Annotated in this window: 19 protein-coding genes; 2 read left to right on the top strand and 17 right to left on the bottom strand. The window is 59.6% G+C overall.

Annotation, left to right across the window (positions count from 1 at the left end; translation table 11 throughout):
* Positions 1–4: 4 nt before the first annotated feature.
* The 8 genes from AWB79_RS30205 to AWB79_RS30170 form a co-directional block, all read right to left on the bottom strand.
* Positions 5–1,135 carry a maleylacetate reductase gene (locus AWB79_RS30205; protein WP_232471062.1) on the bottom strand — a complete coding sequence of 377 codons (1,131 nt, stop codon included), beginning with the start codon at positions 1,133–1,135 and terminating at the stop codon, positions 5–7.
* Positions 1,095–1,694 carry a nuclear transport factor 2 family protein gene (locus AWB79_RS30200; RefSeq protein ID WP_061171110.1) on the bottom strand — a complete coding sequence of 200 codons (600 nt, stop codon included), beginning with the start codon at positions 1,692–1,694 and terminating at the stop codon, positions 1,095–1,097. Before AWB79_RS30200 ends, AWB79_RS30205 begins: the two co-directional genes overlap by 41 nt.
* A 63-nt stretch (positions 1,695–1,757) precedes the next feature.
* Positions 1,758–3,050 carry an MFS transporter gene (locus tag AWB79_RS30195; RefSeq protein ID WP_063963581.1) on the bottom strand — a complete coding sequence of 431 codons (1,293 nt, stop codon included), beginning with the start codon at positions 3,048–3,050 and terminating at the stop codon, positions 1,758–1,760.
* Between the two features lie 56 nt (positions 3,051–3,106).
* On the bottom strand, positions 3,107–3,961 hold the full coding sequence (locus AWB79_RS30190; RefSeq protein ID WP_061171108.1) for a fumarylacetoacetate hydrolase family protein: 855 nt from the start codon (positions 3,959–3,961) through the stop codon (positions 3,107–3,109).
* Entirely contained in the window at positions 3,958–4,377 is a 420-nt protein-coding gene (locus AWB79_RS30185) for a GlcG/HbpS family heme-binding protein (RefSeq protein ID WP_061171107.1), read from the bottom strand. Before AWB79_RS30185 ends, AWB79_RS30190 begins: the two co-directional genes overlap by 4 nt.
* Complete coding sequence (locus tag AWB79_RS30180) at positions 4,371–5,192, bottom strand: alpha/beta fold hydrolase (RefSeq protein WP_063963580.1); 822 nt, start codon at positions 5,190–5,192, stop codon at positions 4,371–4,373. Before AWB79_RS30180 ends, AWB79_RS30185 begins: the two co-directional genes overlap by 7 nt.
* 10 nt (positions 5,193–5,202) lie before the next feature.
* The gene (locus AWB79_RS30175; protein WP_061171105.1) at positions 5,203–6,369 is read right to left on the bottom strand and encodes a VOC family protein; all 1,167 of its coding nucleotides are present in this window, start codon (positions 6,367–6,369) and stop codon (positions 5,203–5,205) included.
* A gap of 17 nt (positions 6,370–6,386) precedes the next feature.
* Entirely contained in the window at positions 6,387–8,057 is a 1,671-nt protein-coding gene (locus AWB79_RS30170) for a bifunctional 3-(3-hydroxy-phenyl)propionate/3-hydroxycinnamic acid hydroxylase (RefSeq protein ID WP_061171104.1), read from the bottom strand.
* A gap of 114 nt (positions 8,058–8,171) precedes the next feature.
* Between AWB79_RS30170 and AWB79_RS30165 the strand changes: the two genes are divergently transcribed.
* Positions 8,172–9,185, top strand: a complete 1,014-nt coding sequence (locus AWB79_RS30165) for a LysR family transcriptional regulator (protein ID WP_198399127.1) — start codon at positions 8,172–8,174, stop codon at positions 9,183–9,185.
* A 9-nt stretch (positions 9,186–9,194) separates the two neighbouring features.
* Here the strand turns inward: AWB79_RS30165 and AWB79_RS30160 are convergent, their stop codons facing one another.
* Positions 9,195–9,983, bottom strand: coding sequence for a fumarylacetoacetate hydrolase family protein (locus tag AWB79_RS30160; protein ID WP_157695878.1), 789 nt, complete (start codon positions 9,981–9,983; stop codon positions 9,195–9,197).
* Positions 9,984–10,222: 239 nt separating this feature from the next.
* Positions 10,223–11,218 carry a LysR family transcriptional regulator gene (locus AWB79_RS30155; protein WP_061171101.1) on the bottom strand — a complete coding sequence of 332 codons (996 nt, stop codon included), beginning with the start codon at positions 11,216–11,218 and terminating at the stop codon, positions 10,223–10,225.
* A 164-nt stretch (positions 11,219–11,382) separates the two neighbouring features.
* Here AWB79_RS30155 and AWB79_RS30150 point away from each other — a divergent pair, with 164 nt between their 5' ends.
* Positions 11,383–12,480, top strand: a complete 1,098-nt coding sequence (locus tag AWB79_RS30150) for a porin (RefSeq protein ID WP_061171100.1) — start codon at positions 11,383–11,385, stop codon at positions 12,478–12,480.
* Positions 12,481–13,401: 921 nt separating this feature from the next.
* Here the strand turns inward: AWB79_RS30150 and AWB79_RS30145 are convergent.
* From AWB79_RS30145 to AWB79_RS30115, 7 genes are all read right to left on the bottom strand, one after another.
* Positions 13,402–15,084: a GMC family oxidoreductase gene (locus AWB79_RS30145; RefSeq protein WP_061171099.1), complete on the bottom strand. Its 1,683-nt coding sequence runs from the start codon at positions 15,082–15,084 to the stop codon at positions 13,402–13,404.
* A 2-nt stretch (positions 15,085–15,086) separates the two neighbouring features.
* Positions 15,087–15,647 (bottom strand): gluconate 2-dehydrogenase subunit 3 family protein, encoded by a 561-nt coding sequence (locus AWB79_RS30140; protein WP_061171098.1) that lies wholly within the window; start codon positions 15,645–15,647, stop codon positions 15,087–15,089.
* Positions 15,648–15,683: 36 nt separating this feature from the next.
* A complete protein-coding gene (locus tag AWB79_RS30135; RefSeq protein WP_061171097.1) occupies positions 15,684–16,766 on the bottom strand; it encodes a sugar phosphate isomerase/epimerase family protein in 1,083 nt (360 codons plus the stop codon).
* A 14-nt stretch (positions 16,767–16,780) separates the two neighbouring features.
* Complete coding sequence (locus tag AWB79_RS30130) at positions 16,781–17,932, bottom strand: Gfo/Idh/MocA family protein (RefSeq protein ID WP_061171096.1); 1,152 nt, start codon at positions 17,930–17,932, stop codon at positions 16,781–16,783.
* Positions 17,933–17,946: 14 nt separating this feature from the next.
* Positions 17,947–18,294, bottom strand: coding sequence for a c-type cytochrome (locus AWB79_RS41090; RefSeq protein ID WP_374728575.1), 348 nt, complete (start codon positions 18,292–18,294; stop codon positions 17,947–17,949).
* Positions 18,295–18,381: 87 nt separating this feature from the next.
* Entirely contained in the window at positions 18,382–19,401 is a 1,020-nt protein-coding gene (locus tag AWB79_RS30120) for a sugar phosphate isomerase/epimerase family protein (protein WP_061171094.1), read from the bottom strand.
* Between the two features lie 21 nt (positions 19,402–19,422).
* Positions 19,423–19,800, bottom strand: coding sequence for a C-glycoside deglycosidase beta subunit domain-containing protein (locus AWB79_RS30115; RefSeq protein WP_061171093.1), 378 nt, complete (start codon positions 19,798–19,800; stop codon positions 19,423–19,425).
* Between the last annotated feature and the right edge of the window lie 17 nt (positions 19,801–19,817).

Genomic DNA, 19,817 nt, shown 5'->3' with positions numbered 1-19,817 from the left:
GCCTTTAGAACGACATATCGGGAGACGGAGGCACACCTTCGTAGGCCGCGCCGAGCAAACGCAACAAGGACTCCCGCTCGACCGGACGTGGATTCCAGTAGGCTTGTTGGAGCACGAGATCCGCGGTCACGTCGAGTTTGTCGGCTGGCATGCCGAGCGCGCGCAGCGACGTTGGAAGCCCCAGGCGCTCGAGCATCTGATAAAGGTGCTGCCACGGTTCTGGTCCGCTGCTCAATGCACGCGCCACACCGGCCACCGCCCCGCTAGCCGCATGCGCGTTATACGCAAGCACGTAAGGCAGCACGACAGAGTGTGTGAGCGCATGCGGCAGATCGAACGTCCCGCCCAGCACGTGGCAGATCTTGTGGTGCAGCGCCATGCCCACCGTACCGAGACAGGTACCGCAGAGCCACGCGCCGTACTGGGCTTCTGCGCGCGCGTCGAGGTCTCGCGGATTCTTCGCGATTTCTAGGAGGCTCCCCCCCAGCGCACGAATCCCATCTTCGGCAATCAGCGACGCGATCGGGTTGCGATCTTTCGCATAGAGCGCTTCGACCGCGTGCGCAATCGCATTAAGTCCACTGCTCGCGGAGAGCGATGCAGGCAAGGAAAGGGTGAGATCAACGTCATAAATTACGACGCGCGGAAGAATTTCCGGCGCCCGCCGCGTGGTCTTCCTGCCGCCTTGCGTTTCCCCGAGAATGGGCGTGACCTCCGAGCCCGCGTAAGTCGTCGGAATCGCGATCTGAGGCAACCCGGTTCTAGCGGCGAGCGCTTTCGACAGGCCCACGGCAGAGCCGCCGCCAGCCGCGATCAGACAATCGACATCGCTGTTGCGGAGCTTGTCCATCGCCCTATCGGTGACCTCGACGGGTGTATGCATCGTCGCGCCATCGAAATAGGCAGCCGCGAGATTGCCGAGCACCGCGACCAGGGATTCACCGAGATCGCGCTGCTCGGGCGTCGTAACTACCAGCGCGCGGCGGCAGCCGAGCAGGCGCACTTCATCCGCGAGATCGGCCGCCCGGCCGGCTCCAAACAAGATGCGCGCATGGGCGCTCGTATACGTGAAGACTCGCATGGCGGCTTTCCCCTTACAGCTTTTCGCCGGCGAGCCATTGAGCGCCGCGTGCATAGAGCGCCTCGACTTCCGCGCCCGTAAGTTGGGGCATATCCCGCTTTACTGTGTAGCCGATTTGCGTCTGGATATACGCGAGGTGGCGATAGCCCACCGGGAATTCCGCGAGCGCCTTCCGATCGAGTTCGAGTCGCACCGAGGGATCCACCGGGTCGACGCGATCTTTTTCGTAGATCGGCTGGCGAAGGACAACACCCCAGCGTCCATCGCGTTTCTCGACAAAATCATAGAAGCGTCCCGTGCACACGACATCGCACAACACGCCCTGAACATCACCGCGCTGCGAGATGGTCATCTTCGTCTGCACGATGGCGCGATCGCCTGCGAGGTCGATCGACGAGCCACCGAGGAAGTGCAGAATGCTCACACCCTTCTTCCACCCCTCCTGCGTAACGCGAATGAAGTCGCGTGCGGGACCTTGAAACCAGGTCGCCATCATCACGCCATCGTCGTGCCATACGGTTGCAAAGCGCTCCCAGTCGCCCGCGTCGCGCCAAACAGCCCAGTTCTCGATGAGATCGCGAATGGCCAGACGATCGATGAGTTCCTTTTCCATGATTCGTATCCTGAAGATGTAAATTGCAGCTGCGAACAGCAAAAAGAAAGGCTCGCAGAGTTGTTACGAGATAGTCGAAACGGTCGAGGGCGCCTGCTCATCATCGGGAGTCGACGAACGAGCAGCGGCGCGCGCAACCCGACCCGGCGCGGTCTCCCGCAGCCCAGTTACCAGCAGTGCAGCGAGAACCGCCGATATGATGCCGACGACAAAAGGAGCACTGGCACCATACTTGTCGGCCGCTGCCCCGCACAGCACGGGCGACACACATCCGCCGATGACCTCACTGATCCCAATCACCCAGCCTATCGCCCGATTGGCGTAGACCCCTTCGACCGATTCGGCCGGGACGGTCGCAAGCATCACCGGCATCACCCCCATCCCGAGCCACGCGACGAAGATGCCAACGCATAGGATGGTGAAATCAGCCTGCACGAATGCGACCACGGCGGGAGCCGAACTTGCCAGTAGAAATCCAATCAACAGCGTCGGCTTGCGTCCAAGTCGGTCAGACAATGCCGGCATCAAGGCGCCGCCGACGACCGCCGCGGCACCCAGCGCGATCATGAAACCGCTCATCTGGCCGTCGGTGTAGCCGCGCCCCGCCATCAGATGAAGCGGGCCGAAGACCATGACGCTGTAAAACGTCGTGAGAAAGAGGCAGGCCATGGCCGCACAAATCATCACGTTCCGGTTGGCAAGCGGACGAATGGTCTTCGTCTTCGTCTTCGCCTTCACCTCCGCCTCGGCATCGTCGACGCGATGAAGCGCACTCGCCACACGTGTGAGCGACGGTTCATTGACGAAGCGCCACAGTACGAGGGCGAGGATGAGGCCCGGTATGCCGGTCAGATAGAACGCCGTACGCCATCCATGCGTGTGTGCAAGCGGAATGATCAGCGCCGGTCCCAGCAGCGATCCGAACACGCCCGCTGCCACTGCCTGAATGAAACCCATGTTGAAGCCGCGACGCCGGGGCGTCGATTCGACCATCATGAGCGTCTGCACGACGGGCAACACTGGCCCCTCCGCCACCCCCATCACACAGCGAGCCACGAGCAGCGACAGGAAACCAGCGGCGAGGCCTGAGCTCACCGAGCTGACGGAAAAGACGACGATGGCAACGACAAGTACGAGTTTCTTGATTGCGTGGCGATCGGCAAGTCGGCTGACCACGATGCCTGAGGTGGCCCATGTCAGCGACAAAGCAGACGTCAGCGCGCCTATCTGCAACCCGCTCAGGTTGAACTCAGCGTGCAGGTAGGGCGTTAGGAAATTGATGGCCAACCGGTCAAAGAACAGCAAGCCATTGGTGACAAACAGCATCGCCAGCAGCCGATTTTCGTATCGTTGCATTGTTGTCTCCGTCTTATCGTTATATGGTCGGTTCGCAGGTGGGTGCCCGCGCGGACTTACGCCGCTTCGTTGCGCACGGGATGCCTGAGCACACCGACGCAACTGACCTCGACCTCCAAAACATCCCCGTCCTTCATCCAGAGCGGTGGATTGCGTTTGCCGCCGACGCCACCGGGGGTGCCCGTTGCGATGACATCGCCCGGCTCGAGCTCGGTGAACGTCGAGCAGTAGGCAATCATCTCCGGGATGCTGAAAATCAACAGGTCCGTGGTGGTGCGCTGGACCTCGACGCCATTGAGGCGGGTCGAAAGAGTCAAGTCGGTCCCATCAGCGATTTCGTCGCGCGTCACCATCCATGGCCCAACGCCACCTGTGCCGACAAAGTTCTTGCCTGGTGTCCATTGCTGGGTATGGCGTTGCCAGTCGCGAATCGTCGCATCGCAGTACACGGAGTAGCCTGCGATGTGATCCCATGCGTCCTCGACCGAAATGCGGCGACCACGTTTGCCGATAACGACCGCGACTTCGCCTTCGAAGTCCAGCTGTTCAGACTCGGGAGGACGCAACAATGCTTGCTCATGTCCGACTTGCGAATTCGCGAAGCGCCCAAAAACCATCGGCTTCGCCGTGACGTCGCGACCCGTCTCGAGTCGATGCTCGTGATAGGCGACGCCAATGCAGAGGATTTTCGGCGGGTTAGGAATGACGGGTTCGAACGTCACGTCTGCCAGTTGCAACGTGGGTGTCGCGTTGCGTACAAGCTCCTTCACCTGTGACAGTGCATCTGCCGCGAGCGCATCGCGCAGGGTCGGCCACTGATTGCCGCTAAGCGCGCCGACGTCAACGATGCCGTCATCGGTCACTACACCCCAGCTCGTTTGACCGGCATGAGAAAAGCTAGACAGCTTCATCGTTGTTCCTTCAGATTACGCACGAATTCTGCAATCGCGAATTCCGCGAGTTGGGCGTCGAGATGCGGCGGTGCGCCCGCGACACCCACGGCACCGACACACAATCCGGCGACGGCTACCGGCACGCCACCCTCGATCGGCGTGTGGGGAAGCTTCAGCATCGAGAAGCGCCCTTCGTTCAACGGCTTTTCGAAGAACGTGGTCGGATGCCCACCCTCCGCAGCGCTTCGTGCTTTGTCGAACGCACCCTCGGCGCTCATCAACGGCGCGCCATCCATCCGCGCGCTCGCCTGCAGATAGGTCGTCACGTCAACCACGGCGACCGACACCGGAATGCCCAGTTCGCTCGCGCGCGAACACACCAAGTCAACCAGTTGCGTCGCATCAGCGAGACTCAGAGACGGCTTGTTCAGCATGCGTCCGACTCCTTCTCAGCGACCCCGCGTTCCTCTTCGATGTCATCGAAGAAGTTCTCCACGACACTGTTGTAATGCTGCGGCTCTTCGAAATAGGACGAGTGACCCGACTCGGTGAACGTGTAGGTGCGTGCGCCGGGGATGCAACGCGCGGCCGCAAGGTGTGTCTCACCACCGATGAGACGGTTTTGTACGCCGCCCATCACGAGCGTCGGCACGCGGTAGTCCGAGAAATGCTCGGGCATGATGCGCAGCTCTGCATCCGTGATCGTCGACAGATCAACTTTTTGATTCATTCGCGCGAGCATCTGGTAGAGCGCAATCAGTTCTGGACGCTCGGCGACGAAGCGCTCGCTGAAGCCCAAATCCTGCGGCGGTACAGCTTCACCGGCGGCCACCCGGCGGAAGCGCTCGGATACCTGCTCGAGCACTTTGTGATGAGGACCGTAGGCAGGCGTCGGCGAGCCGGACAGCACGAGTCCGGTGAATCGCTCCGGCTCCCGCACGGCGAGCGGAAGTCCAGACCACGCGCCCATCGACTGACAGACCACGGCAGCAGGTTCCGATACCTCTGCGTCCATCAGTCGTGCGAGATCCTGACTGAACAGGCGAGGGTGAAACGTAGCGGCGTCGCAGATCGAACCGCCGAATCCGCGCATGTCGAGGCAGATCACGCGACGGGTGCGCTGGAAATGAGCGACCTGCTGAAAAAAGACCGTTGAATTCGCACCGGCGCCGTGCACGAAGATCATCGGAGGGCCGTCACCAACCACGTCGTAGCGCAGACGCGCATTAGGTACATCAAGGAAAGGCATAGTTCGGTCCTCAGGCAATCGGGCCCATGAAGGGCGGTTCGTACCAGGCCGGACCACCGTGAACGATGGTCTCCGGCCATGTGTCATGCGAAGCGGGAAAAACTGGCGGCTGCGGCGCGAGTCCCGCGCGGTCGACGCGATCCATCCCGTAGAAGATCTGGATGGCCACCTGATCGGGCCCTTGCACCCAGAATCCGTAGTGAATACCGGGCGTCAATTCGTGCGGCAGATCAAGAATCCTGACGCCTTGCGTTTGAAGGAAGCGGCGTGCCTCAACGAGCTGCTGATAGCTCGAAACTGCGAACGCACATCCAGCGGCGAAACCGTACAACTCGCGCAAGTCGCGCGGATAGAGGGCAAGCGTGTGGTGCTCGTCGTCGGCACGGAGGAACACGCATTCGTGCCCATGGATCTTGACGCGCTCGCTCACTTTCAAGCCCAGAACGTCGCGATAGAAGCCGAGCGAAGCTTCGACGTCTGCTACGTAGAGCGATATCCGCGCAAGACGCGCGAGCTTGAAAGGCTGCGGCATGAGCACGCCTTCGACGTCGTAGCTGGCTTCCCGAAGTTCGAGGTTGCGATAGCCGTCGAGATCGTCGCCGCGCTTGAGCGCAAGGTCGACCTCCTTGTACTCGCCAATTTGAGGCAGCGGCGGCGTCGACGTGAAAGCGCGGTCGTACATGGACTCGGGCTTGCTCCGGCCATCCCAGCCGACCTGCTCCATGCCGTAAAAGATCTCGTTGATGTATCCGTCGGGGTCGTAGGCATACGCATGCCAGTTCGATCCCGGCGCATCGCGGCCGACGCGTCGCAGCTTCGCGGTCTTGTCGAGGAAGTGGAGTCCGTCCACGACTTCGCGAAGGCTACCGACTTGCCACGAGATCTGGCCTACGACGGCTCCCTTCCGGTTAGGTTCTCGCGTGTCGACGAGCATCTGACTGCCGATCACCACCGTGTGATGGTCGGTGCCACATCGAAGAAAGTAGCCCGTCGCGTGTTCCTTCGGAAGGCCGGGGACGCGTGACGTGAAATCGTCCACGTCGCTGATCGAAAGCCCAAGCTGCTGAGAGAGGAAGGCAACCGTTGCGCTGATGTCCGGCGAGTGGTAACCGAAGTGACCGATGCGACGAATACGGAACGGCTGTTCGAGGCGGAGACCGCCAACGTTGTAAGTCATGGTGAAAGTGGTCCTCTTCAGGCAGCGGATACGACCTGCGCAGGAGCGCGGACGGACTCGCCGATGGAATTGCTGTGAAGGCGAACGAACAGGTCCGCGACCAAGGCGTCAATACCGTTGGCCCTCACCGCGCCAAACAGGTAAAAGTCGGGCCGCACGATAGCCACGTCAGCATCAAGACTGTCGAGGAACGAAAGGTAGGTTCCGTCGATGTCCTCGAATGCGTGTTCGGAGGTCGCATCCTCGAAGACACCGACCTTGCAGCCGAGCCGATCCAGGATGTCGAGCGCCTGGGCGCCGATAAAGGCAGCGGGATCCTTGCGGCACCAGAGCTGAAACGCTCCGCCGAGAAACTGGTCGCCGCGATCCTCGATGCCATCACGGCGCAAGCGGCCCTGCGGCGTATAGCGTCCGCTTCCTGCAGCGACGATTCCAGCCGCATCGCGATAGAGGACACCGGCCTGCAGGCTCGGAAGCTCTGGTGGATGTCCCTCACCCTTTTCTCGCATGCCTTGGTTGCGTGCTTCGGCCGCAGCGACATCCACGATGTTCACAACACGCGAGAGGCGATCAGAGGCCATGACCAACGTGGTCACGTGTGGCCCGCGTTCTGCGCCATACTCATCCAGCAGCGCATCAGTGCTGCGCCCGGCGAGCACTTCGACCAGTTTCCAGCCGAGGTTGCGGCCGTCGCGGATGGCCGCGCATCCGCCCTGGCCCATATACGGCGGCATGGTGTGCGCTGCATCGCCCGCAAGGAAAACGCGGCCCGTGCGCCATTGCGAAGTGACACGCGTGTGATAGTGATAGACCACCTGACGCATGATGCGTACGTCCTCCGGACCCAAGCCATGCTGTCGGGAGAGGAAATCCCAAGCAACGTCGGGATGGGTCATCGCTTCATCGGTCTCGCCTTCCATCACCCGGAACTCAAGCCGGAGACGACGTTTGCCGATGGGCATGTGCATATGCGGGCGAGCCGGGTCCATGAAGATCTTCAGCTTCAGCAGCTCATCCGGAAGCGGACGGAGGATCTCCGCATCGAAGTTCAACCAGCGCTCGTGCAGATCGAAATCACGCATCTGGATGTCCAGCGCCGCACGCACGAAGCTACGCGCGCCATCGGTCCCGACCAGGTACTTGGCCCGGATGACCCGACTCGCGTTGTGTTCGACTCCGCTCTCCTCCGAGAATGGCGCAATGCCGAGAGTGACCACGTCATCCGTCTGCGAGAGCGATGTCGCCTCCCATCCGCGAAGGACGTCGACGTTCAACATCGTCGCTACCTTCGCCGCGATTGACCGTTCGAAGTCCGGTTGAAACACCGAGACGCGCGACGGCCACCCACCCAGCAACCCCGGGTATTTGACGACCATTAGCGGCGCACCGGCGGCGTCGACGAAATGGCAGGCATCTTGTACGGATGTTTCCTGAAATGCCATGTCTGTGTCGATGCCGGTTGCCTGCACGACACGGCAGACCTCGCCGTCCAGCGTCGTCAGACGGGGAAGCGGGTACGGCTGCGGCCACCGTTCAACCACGAGTACGCGGAACCCTGCCGCGCCTAGCGTCGAAGCCAGGACTTCCCCTGCCGGGCCGTAGCCCACGACCGCTACGTCGTATTCATCCGAATGACCGGACGCGTGCGTCGCCTTGAGGTTGGCGAGCGTCTCCTTGCTTTGATTCACTGATCTTCACCCTTCGTGTGTGTCGATGGGTTCCAAGAATATTCACGTCAGCGTCATTGATCAAAGCGGTTAGCAATATAATTGTCATTGTTTAGGATGATAATGGAGACAAAGATGACCTCATCGAGCGGGCCTACTTCCGGCGCTCTAGCGCCAATCATTGACCCCGCCCGGATGCGCCTGGATTTGAACTTGATGCGGGTATTCGACGTTGTAATGACGGAGCGTCACGTGACGCGCGCGGCGGAACGCCTGGAGATGACACAGTCTTCCGTAAGTAACGCGCTTAACCGCCTGCGCGATCTCTTCAAAGATCAGTTGTTCGTGAAATCGGCGCGTGGCGTGAACCCGACACCTCGTGCCATGACGTTGTGGCCGTCGATTCATCAGTCGATCGCGGACATCTACGACACGGTTTTGCCTGCGGGATTTGACGCCCCACATACTGCGCAACGTTTCCGGGTGTCGATGGGCGACTTATCCGCATCGCTGCTCCTGCCACATCTTTATCGGAGCATGGCCGACTTAGCGCCTGAGGCGAGCATTTTCGTCATTCCGCATGATCCGGCGACTGCCGGACCGCGGCTGATGCGCGGGGAGGTGGATTTCATTGTCAGCATCGAACCGCCCAAGACGTCCGTGGTTCAGTCGATGCCGCTGTGGTCTGAATCGTATGTCGTCGCGGCCCGGCGGGGTCACCCGGTCGTGAAGGGTCGAGTGTCGCTTGCGCAGTTCTGTGAGGCACCGCAACTTGCGATCAACCTGCCCGGCGATGATGATTATCCGAGCCCGATCGACGATGCGCTCACGATTCGGGGCCTCAGCCGCAATGTCCGCATGACCGTGAATCAATTCTCGGTAGCGACATCGATTCTCTTGGACTCTGACCTGATCGCAGCCCTTCCCGCTCGGTTCGCCATGACCGCGCGGGCTCGTGAGCAGATCGACGTATGCGCGCTTCCCTTTACAGTCCCGGACATTGTGCTGTCGCTCAGTTGGCACCAGCGCAGCAATTCACTCCCCGCGCATCAATGGTTCAAGCAGCGCCTGCTCGAGTCGGCAACGCAATTGAACGTCGGCGCCGACCTCATGGCGGCGGAACTCGGCGTCAAGAAGTCGACGCGCTAGCGGAATTTCCTAGCGCACTTCATCAATGACCGGGTGAAAGAGCGTGCCGACGTTGGCGATTTCGAGTTCGAGGTTGTCGCCCGGTTTAAGATACGTCGGATCTTCATTGTGTTCCCGCCGGCCACGTCCGCCGACAACGAGGACGTCACCCGGTTGCAATGTCGTGAACGCCGAACAGTACGCAATAGAATCTGCGATCTCCCGCTCGAATTCTGTCGCTGGCTGACGGCTCACTTCGGAACCGTTCAGGCGCGTTGCAATCTCGAAGGTCGCCTCTTCACCGGGAGACTCACGCATCTTCATCCATGGTCCGATTCCACAGGTGAGCGGGAAATTGATTGCCGGGGTGCTTGAGGAGCCCGGCCGTAGCCATTCGCGGACAGTGGTTTCCACGAACGGTGCATAGCCGACGACGTGATCGATCGCGAGTTCCGCGGGCACTCGTCGGCAGGAGCGTCCTATAACGACGGCTAGACGACCGCGAAACTCAAACTGCTCGGAATCCGCCGGGCGCACCAGCGGATTGCCGTGTCCAACCAGGGTACTGGCAAGCCGAATGACGACCTCCCGTCGCGCGTGCATCGAGACGCGCTTCTTGCCCGAATCGGCGCCAGCACTCGCTTCCGAACAGAAGATCGTCGTAGTGTCAGGGATCACGGTTTGAAGCGACACGTCTTGCAACTGGAACGTTGCTTCCGAGGATGCGACCAGCGACCGAAATTGGCCTAGGGCCCGGCCCGCGATGGCGCCGCGCAAAGTCGGCCACTCCCCGTCGGACAAGGCCTTAAAGTCGTACACCCCAGACTCAGTCAGAGCCCCCCAGCTATGGGACCCTTTGTGTGAAAAGCTGACCAGCCGCATGCTGCCTCGTCGATTAGATTGGGTAGCGAGACTGGCTGAGGCAAGATTCCCAAAAACCCGATCATTCTCCTCCACTGGCCGCCAGCTAGTCGCCCAAAGAGGCTAACCAGCCCACAAAGCGCATGCAACGTATCCAAGAATATGAGCATCATCACCGAGACGAATAATCGGTCACATCATCCTTTACGTAGCTCTCGCTCTGCGTCGATGTTCAACTGTGTTGCTGCTTCGATCAATCGCTGTTTGAGCCATTGATGCGACGGTAACGTGTTGCTCCGCTGATGCCAGGTCAAATAAAGCACGGCGTCCGGAATCGAAAAAGGAAGGGGTCGTGTCTCGATGATGCCGCGCGCCGTGTATGTCAAGGCCAACCTCGAAGGCAGCACGGCGATTAACTCCGACTCACGCAAGATCGGAGCGGCTACGGAAAATTGATTGACGGAGAACCGGACATCTCGTTTCAGACCGCGATTTGCCAGCGCATCGTCGACCGCGCTCGGCGCGTCATCTTCGCCAAGGACATTGACCGCAAGCTGGGGAGTCTCACAGAAGGACGCGAGTGAGATTGGTTTTTCAAACAGCGGATGTCCTTTACGGCCCGCGATCAGGTACGAAGTTGACCAGAGTGGCATCCCTTGGACAACCGCCGCCCGCGGAGGCTCAAGGCCAATCGCAAAATCCACCTCGCCACGCATGAGCCGCGCGCCCGCCATCGCCGGGTCGTGCGGAACGAACGACAGACGGGTGAGCGCGGAATGAGCGGCCAGCACACGGTAGAGATGTGGGGCTAGCAGGGAAGCAGACAGGTCGCCGAGCGATATGCGAAAGCGCATATCGGTGTCGCCGACGGCCATATCATCCAGATGCGTTGCCGCATGCAGTTCTTCCATGGCCTGATGCACTCTCGGCCACATCGCCAACGCACGCGGCGTGGGCATCACACCTTTGGGCGTCTTCACGAAGAGCTGGTCTTTGAACTGCACCCGAAGCCTGTTGAGCGAATTGCTCACGGCTGACTGCGTCATCTCCAGGCGCTCGGCCGCGCGCGTCACGTGCCGTTCTGTCATCACAACGTCGAACACGTTCAGAAGATTGAGGTCGATACGTTCCGCGGGCGCCGGCTCCGCCGGCCTCGTCGCCCGCTCCCCTTTCGTCTCCTTTGTTTCTTTCATTTCTCATCCTTAGTAATCACCGCGCGTGATGATATTAATATCGCGCACGGCTTTGATCAATGATCGTTCCACTTCTACGCTTGCGTCATTCCAGCCACGCGTTGGCGGATGAGCGCCCCTCAACGAGGGCGTGTTGATAACGCAAAACAGGAGATGGAGACAGCATGAAGAAGTCTGCTGCGCGCACGACCGCGTGCCCGCATAGAAACGCCAACAAGCTGCTCGCTGCCGGGACGGTGGCCCTTGCGGTTTCAAACGTCTGCAGTGCGCAGGTGTCCCTTTACGGGACCATCGACAACGGCATCACCTACATCTCGAATGTAAAAGGCGCTTCACAGATCGAGATGCAACCCGGAATCATGTGGAAGAGCGGTATCGGATTCCGCGGCACCGAGGATCTGGGTGCGGGAAACAGCTTCTTCTTCGACGTTTCTCAAAGCTTCAACGCCTCGACGGGCGCCAACTACGGGTTCGGGCCGCAGATCGGCGTGCGCAGCAACGACTGGGGTACTGTCACTGCCGGGCAATTGAACGACTACATGTTCCAGTCGCTCACGCTTTCACGTTGGGGTCCTGAGCTCTACGCGATGCCGCCCTACAACAGCGCGGCCGGACCCTTCTCCGGCTTCAATCTCGCGATGGGATCGCTGGACTTCAACGGTGTAATCGGCTGGTACCTGTACAACAATGCGATTTCATATCGCACCCCTGCGATATATGGGCTTTCTCTCGGTGCAATGTATGCCTTCGGCGGTGTGCCGGGACACACGGGCCGGGGCAATACGCAGAGCTTTGGCGCCGACTATTCTTGTGGTCCGTTGCAACTCGATGCCGCCTACACGTACACGCGCAACACCGATATCGTCAATGACGGGCAAGCGTTGCGCAACGTAGGCGTTGGCGGTCGTCTCGCGGTAGGCATTGGCTTCATCGACGCGCTCTACACGAACTCCAGGAACCCGAACAATGGTGCCGGTGCGCAGGTTGTCAGCGTCGGCGGATTCTATCCCGCTACGCTCAATGTCACGCTGTCGGTTCACTATCAGTACGGCTGGGGCAACGACGTCCTGAACAGTAACCACTATCATCAGGTCTCAGTTGGCGCATTCTACGGACTCTCGAAGCGGACTGACGTCTATGCGTTAGCCGCCTACCAGCGCGCCAGTGGAGACGGCGCGGTCGCGCGTATCGGCTTCCTGCCAGAATCGTCGTCGGGGGAGAATCAGTCGCTTCTACGGGTGGGTATTACACACCGGTTCTAACCATCTTCCACGCGCGTAGCAACTCTCTCTCGGAAAACCATCATGAAACGTATTCTCACCGTTCTGTTTGCCGGCGCCACGGTCACCGTCTCGCTGTTCGCCGGCGACAGCGTGGAAGCGCAGCCCAAAAAAGTTGTCTGCAAGGTCGGGTGGCATCAGGATCAAAAGACAGCGAAGTGTCGCCCGCCAAAGCGTGGCCCAGCCCCGCCGTCGCGACTTGACCATCCGCCCGGGCCTCCTCGCGGTCGCGGTGCAAGCCAGCCTGCGGCTCCCGCTGCCTCCGCACCACAAATGTCGTCAATCGGGAGGAAGCTAGACTAGTTCTGGAAGCATCCCGAGCACTGCAGCGATGCTCGGGATGTGTATCACCGCGCATGAGCATCCAATTACGCCTAGCTGCTCTCCCCACGCCCAGAATTAGAGGCGCTCTGCTCTGTCCTCCTCCAAAGCTGTGCTCGACCAAGCGTCGGCGAAAAGCCATCCAGAATTTTTCCATCACGCGTAAGTCATCAGAATCAGCTGAAGCTCGTGAACGCGACGCGCCTGGGGGGCGACGCGAGCATCAGAACTCCGGTTCCAGAGCGGTTACGCAACCAAGGCGACCGCGAGTTCCGATCGGCTGACCGTGCCCGAGCCAGCGATCACTGCCCGGCATGTCAGCAACTTGCCGTCACCGCTCGCCCTGCTTCGAATGGCTATCTTCTGTGCGCTCGCCGGATCGGCGCTGATGGCGCACGCGACACCTTATTTGCGCAGCCGCAAATTCATACGCGACGGTTCCGTGCTGTTGCTGACGTGCTCGAATGTCCAGGGAACTCTTGAAGACGTGTCTGCTAGACGTCGGGAGGGGCAGGACGATAACGAACGAAAGCGACTCTGCCGACGAGGGCAAAGTCGCTTTCGCTTCCACCTCCGTAGCCGTCAGAGCGCAGCCGCCTTGATCTGCGACACGGCGTAGTCTGCTGCGCGCGCCGTGAGCGCCATATACGTCAGGGACGGGTTGACGGATCCAGACGAAGTCATCGCAGCGCCGTCTGTCACAAAGAGGTTCGGGATGTCGTGACTCTGGTTGAATCCGTTGAGAACTGAAGTCCCAGGATCTCGTCCCATGCGAGCCCCACCCATTTCATGAACTGAACTTCCCGGGCGACCCAACTCCGGCGACGCGTGCAAGACATCCCACCCCATCATGGTCGCCATTTCACGCGCTGAATTGGTCGCGTGTTCAGCAAGTCGGTGCTCGTTGTCCGAGTAGTCGAAGTTGATGTGGAGTTGCGGCATCCCGTAGGCGTCAAGCGCGTTGCGAGACAGCGTGACAGTGTTACTCGCGCGCGGAAGTGATTCGATGAATCCGCCCATGAAAAGAATCCAGTCACCGACGCCCTTCAGTTCTTTCTTCAGCGGAACGCCTAGTCCCGGGCCTTCCGCGCCTCGTGGATAACCCCGTCGAAAGGCACCGCCCTGAAAGGCGTAGCCACGCAAGAGTCCTTCTGCCTTCTCCGTTACGTTGACGAACCGCGGGATCAGAAACGCAGCGGGTCGATTGATCGCATAGGTACTGTTGTCGAATTCCTTGATGCGTGCCACGAAGGTGGTCGATGCATGATCCATGATGAACTTGCCGAGCACACCGCTGGAATTTCCCAAGCCATCGGGAAACGCATCACATGCCGATCTCAGCAAAAGGCCTACCGAGTTGAAGGCGGACGCATTGAGAAACACGACTCGTGATGTGAGGCACTTGCGAGACCCGTCAATCGAACTCAGGAGGCTTACACCTGTGGCACGCTTCGATGTCGCATCGTAATCGACCTTTTCGACGATCTGGTCCGTCAGTACTGTGAGGTTTCCAGTGGCGCGCGCCGCGGGCAACGTCGAACTTTGCGTACTGAAGTAGGCTCCATAGGAGCATCCCCGTGAGCAGATGAGCCTCGCCTGGCAAGGGGCGCGCCCATCTTTCGGTTCCCTCAGGTGAGCAATTCGCCCGATGATCAACTGCCGCCGCCCATCATATTGTTTGGCGAGGCGCTCCTTCAGCGCGAGTTCAGGGTTCGTCAATCCAAATGGCGCCTGGAACACGCCGTTCGGTAAGCCCTCTACCTTGTCCGCCGAGTCGCCAGAGACACCGATGAACGATTCAACGTGGGCGTACCAAGGTGAGAGATCCCGGTAACGTATCGGCCAATCAACGCCGTTGCCGTCCTTCAGATTCGCCTCGAAATCGTGGTCGTCGCGACGGAATACATGTCGTCCCCACGTCAGGGATCGGCCACCGAGCTGGTAGCCTCTGCGCCACTGGAACGGGCTCGATCCGGACGTTTCGTAGGGATTCTGCCTGTCGTTGACCCAGTGATCCTGAGTCCACTCGTTGAAGAAGAGACCTTGTTGTTCCCGATAGTCACGGTCGTACAGACGCTGGTCGCCAATGCCGCGAAATGGCAACTCCCAAGGAGCTCGCATTTCGTTGTGGTAGTCGGTCTGGTGCTCGATCGGCCTACCGCGTTCGATCAACGCCACCTTGAGGCCTTTCTCGCACAGTTCCTTGGCCGCCCAGCCACCAGAAATTCCGGAGCCAACGACGATTGCATCGAAATCGTAACCCATGATCACATCACCCCAAACCAGTCGTTCGAATAAGCGCGGTCGCCAGACGCATACGGCACGTCAGGCTTAAACTCGCCCGGATCCAGCACGTACCGAAGTTCTCGCGAACCGCCCACTTCGGACGTGTAGTAGCCGACTATGACAAGACGTTTCACGGTAGGCCAAGCTCGACCGGGTTTGGACCGTCCTCGCTCGAAGCTGTCAGCATCATGTCGAGCAAGCACCTGCAATCGCGCATCTGCAGGCAGCGCCATGAACTTGCCTCGTGCTGCCGTATCGAGTTCCGTCGTGAGCGACTCAAGTAGATTCGACTTCGCACCGAGCAGTCCGCGGCTGATAGCGAGTTGAACGAATCGCGGCACGCCCACAGCAACGGCCCCCGGTGTATCTGTATCCGGGATTGTCTGATCACAGACATAGTCGAGCAGTGAATTGGAGGTGCCCGCGAAGGCCGCGATTCCGGTCATCGACCAGATTCCGGCCGCGGTCACGGTGGCACCCGCGCCTATAATGAATCCGCGGCGGCCTTTCAGCGTCGCGGCTGTCTCCGAATATTTTTTCATGTGGCATCCGTTTAAAGCGTCATTGCCCGTCTTTCCCTACCCCTGAACAGTCTCGACATCGCGGGTCTCGAGTCCCAGCAATCTTCTGTTTCGAGCGGAATCCGGCTGTGTCCCAGCGAAGTCATCGAACGCTCGCGCCGTCACCTTGATAATCTGTCTTCGAACGAAATCTGCGCCTTCAGCGGCTCCCGACTCAGGATGTTTTAAGCTGCATTCCCACTCGACGACCGCCCATCCGTCGTAGTCGTATTGGGCGAGTTTGCTGAATATGCCTTTGAAATCGATCGTTCCGTCGCCGAGCGATCGGAATCTCCCCGGCCGGTCGATCCAACTTTGGTAACCACCGTAAACACCCGATCTACCATTCGGTCGATACTCAGCGTCCTTGACGTGAAATGCTCGAATCCGGCTATGGTAGATGTCGATGAACTCGAGATAGTCCATCTGTTGAAGATGCAGATGACTGGGGTCGAACAAGATATTGGCACGCTGATGCGAGCCGGTTGCCTCGAGGAACCTTTCGAAGCTCGCTCCGTCGTGAAGGTCCTCGCCTGGATGAATCTCAAAGCAAACGTCGACCCCAGACTCGTCGAACGCGTTGAGAATTGGCAGCCATCGACGCCCGAGCTCTGAGAACGCCTCCTCGACGAGTCCGGTGGGTCTCTGAGGCCATGGATAGAAGAGGTGCCAGGCGAGTGCGCCAGAGAAGGTCGCGTGCGTTGTCAGACCCAAATGTCTACTGGCGACGGCAGCCAGGCGCAACTGACGCTCCGCCCACTCTCTTCTTGCCCGCTCGTTGCCTCGAACCTGCTGCGGCGCGAAACCGTCGTAAAGCTCGTCGTAGGCCGGATGCGTAGCGATGAGCTGTCCCTGAAGATGGGTTGAGAGCTCACTGATCTGGATCCCATGGCGACTCAGCACGGCGATGATGTCGTCGCAATAGCTGCGACTGCTACCCGCGAGTTCAAGGTCAAAAAGCCGGCGATCCCAGGTCGGAACCTGAATTGCAACATACCCAAGATCGCTCGCCCACTGAGCCATGGATTCAAGCGAGTTGTAGGGCGGCGTATCCCCAGCGAATTGGGCCAGGAATATGCCGGGTCCCTTGATCGTCTTCACGTGGACTCCTTGCTTTATGCGATGTGAACCCAGCCGCGCCCCTCACGGCTGGCCGTAACAGCGGTTTCGACGAATCTCATGCTTCGGACGCCCTTATCGATGCCATTTATGAGATCGTGAGTTCGAGTCTCTCCCGACCATTTGGCCCGAACGCAGGCTGCGAACTCGCGATAGAGATTGGCGAACGCTTCGATGTAGCCTTCTGGATGTCCCGACGGCAGCCTGGATGAGCCACATGCAGTCGGTTCCAGATAGGACGAGCCGGCATGTAGCATTTGAGCAGCGTGATCCGCCCAGGAAACGTTGAGCACATTCGGCCTCTCCTGCTCCCATCGCAGTGAACCTCGCTCCCCGAAGACACGGATCGTCAGCCCATTGCGCTCGCCAGCCGCAATCTGAGTTGTCTGGATCACGCCCGGCGCACCGTTGCGAAGCCGAACCAGCACATTGCAGTCGTCGTCGAGTTGGCGTCCTGAAACGATCGAAGAGAGATCGGCGCATAGCTTGACGACTCGCTCGCCGGTGACAAACTCAAGTAGGTTGAATGCGTGCACGCCAATGTCACCAATGCATCCTCCGGCGCCGGCTTGCGCCGGATCGGTCCGCCATTTCGCTTGTTTCTGATCGCTCGTTTCGAGCGGCTTGCTTAGCCATCCCTGGACGTACTCGACGACCACCTTTCGTATCTGGCCAAGCTCGCCATTCATGCACATCGCACGCGCCTGCCTGATCATCGGATAGCCGGTGTAGGTATAGGTCAGTGCATAAAGCTGTTGGTGGCGAGCGACGAGCTCGGCCAGCGCTTGGGCTTCCTGGAGCGTCGTCGTCGCCGGCTTGTCGCTTATGACGTGATAGCCGCTTTGGATCGCGGCGGCCGCAACGGGAAAATGCAGGTGATTCGGCGTGACGACGGCGACGAAATCCGCCGCATCTTCCCTGTCTCGCTCTGCGGCTAGAAGCGCTTCGTAGTGAGGATATGCGCGAGATGGATCGATGCCGTATCCGGCAGCCGCTTCGAGGGAGCGCCGGGCATCGCTGCTGAACGCTCCGGCGACAAGCTCAATCTGAGCATCGAGTTCGGCAGCCATCCGGTGAACGGGCCCAATGAACGATCCCGGGCCGCCACCCACCATCGCCATACGCAATTTACGCGGAATCCCTTGCATTCGCGACACCCGACTTATTTCGTTGAAGAGAGGGACGCAAGGTACGCAACGAGGTCGCGACGGTCCTTTTCGTTCTGGACGTTAAAGGGCATCCTGTTGCCGGGATACATCTTCGCCGGGTCGGCCAACCATGCTGAGAGTCGTTCCGGCGTCCAGGCCTCGTGCGCCGAAGACAACGCTGGTGAGTATCGGAAATTGGCTATTGAGCCCACCTTGCGACCCACAACCCCTGCAAGCGGCGGACCCACGAGATTGACGCCCGGAGTAATCGAGTGGCACGCTGCGCATCGCGTGAAGGCCGCTTTCCCTGCGGTTATGTCGCCGGACTCGGCCTGAGCCGCATGCGTCGCAAACGCTGCCATTGTCGAGATTAAAACTACCGCAAAACGCATAACATCCCTCTTCCTTGTAACTGACTACCAAATCGATTCATGCAATACGTGTACTATTTAACGAACCGGCTCAACTTCTTGAAGGTCATTCAAAACCCGACGGGCAAGTGCATGATGACGGCGCAGCTTGTCGAATCCGTCTGAGTCGGTCCACATATGGCCTTCATATTCGCTCGACATGTAGCCGTTGAATCCTGCATTGACGAAAATGGGAAGGATCCGGTCATAGTCCACTGATACTTCCGTGCCGTCCTCGGCGAAGTCGAAGAACTTGCCATGAATGTGAACCACCTGCGGCATGATCTCGATCCACGCTTGCGGGTCTTGCCTCGAGAAGAGCCCGAATATGATGCTGATCTCGGTGATGAAGCGTTCGTCGGCGTTGAGCGCACGTGCTTCGGCCTGAAATTTGTCCCGGCGAGGATAGGCCTCGCCTTCTCCATTCCAGTGTTCGAGCGCCAGTTGGATCAACGACTCCGGGATGCCGAGTTCGCGGAAATACGTGATAAAGCTCGGAGGAACGGCCCGTGCGGAGGCGCCGAAGTCCGGAATGAACCCAAGGTAAGGCGACCCAACGCGTTCGTACATCTCCCGGAAAGCGAGCACGTCCGGATGCTGCACGTGATGAGGTGCGTGAACCTCCAGGCCGAGCTTGACGCCGAGACGCTCAGCGAGCGGCACGAGACGTTCGATGACTTCAGGTCCTGCAGGGTACTGATATCGAACAACCGGGAATCCAAGTTTCGCAGCGGCGTGAAGCTGCCGCTCGTGATACTCGACCAGTTCTGCGACCGACATGTCTTGATCGCGCGAGATCCGGAAGTCGGCATTAATGCCGAGGCAGGACGGCTCAAGACCCGTCTCTTCAATGAGGGCGCGAAAGTGCTCGGCGAACTCGTCACTGACAGAAGGGAATCCGCGAATACTCTGAAAGCCGACCACTTCGAGCCCGGGGCCGAGGTTCTCGGCCGCAACCTTGCGCACGAGTTGATCGAACGTGTATTCGCGCCCATGGAATTGGGTTGTCAGGCTGTACAGCGTGGTGCCGAGTCGCAGACCTTTGGTTTGTTTTTCCATCTCAATGCTCCTTCGTTCAGGTCAGTTCGCGACCAGGCGCTTTTCAGTTTTGGTGAGTCGGACAAGCCCCTTGATGTACGGGGGACGTACGGCCAGCGTCACTGCAACGTTGTGCGCGGTCCCCGGTTGCATGGGTGCATGTTTGACATGAAGGAATGCCGAGTCGAGTACGTACCACCAGCGGTCCGTCAATGAACGAAGTTCGGTCGGTTTGATGCACTCACCATCGAGCTCGAAGGTGACGTCCTCAAGAGCAATGGTTTCGCCGTTCAAGGAGATTTCGGCGACATCGACAGTCGACAAGGGAAGCGAGCGATACCAAGGCAGTCTCACGTCAATCGCGAAGCCCGTTTCCGTGGCTCGCAGTCCGTTATCGCTCACTACGCGATTTTTCATCATGATCAAGTGTTCCTAAA

The sequence above is a fragment of the Caballeronia hypogeia genome (genome assembly GCF_001544875.2).
GTDB lineage: Bacteria > Pseudomonadota > Gammaproteobacteria > Burkholderiales > Burkholderiaceae > Caballeronia > Caballeronia hypogeia.
This window is presented reverse-complemented; position numbering and strand designations above follow the sequence as displayed.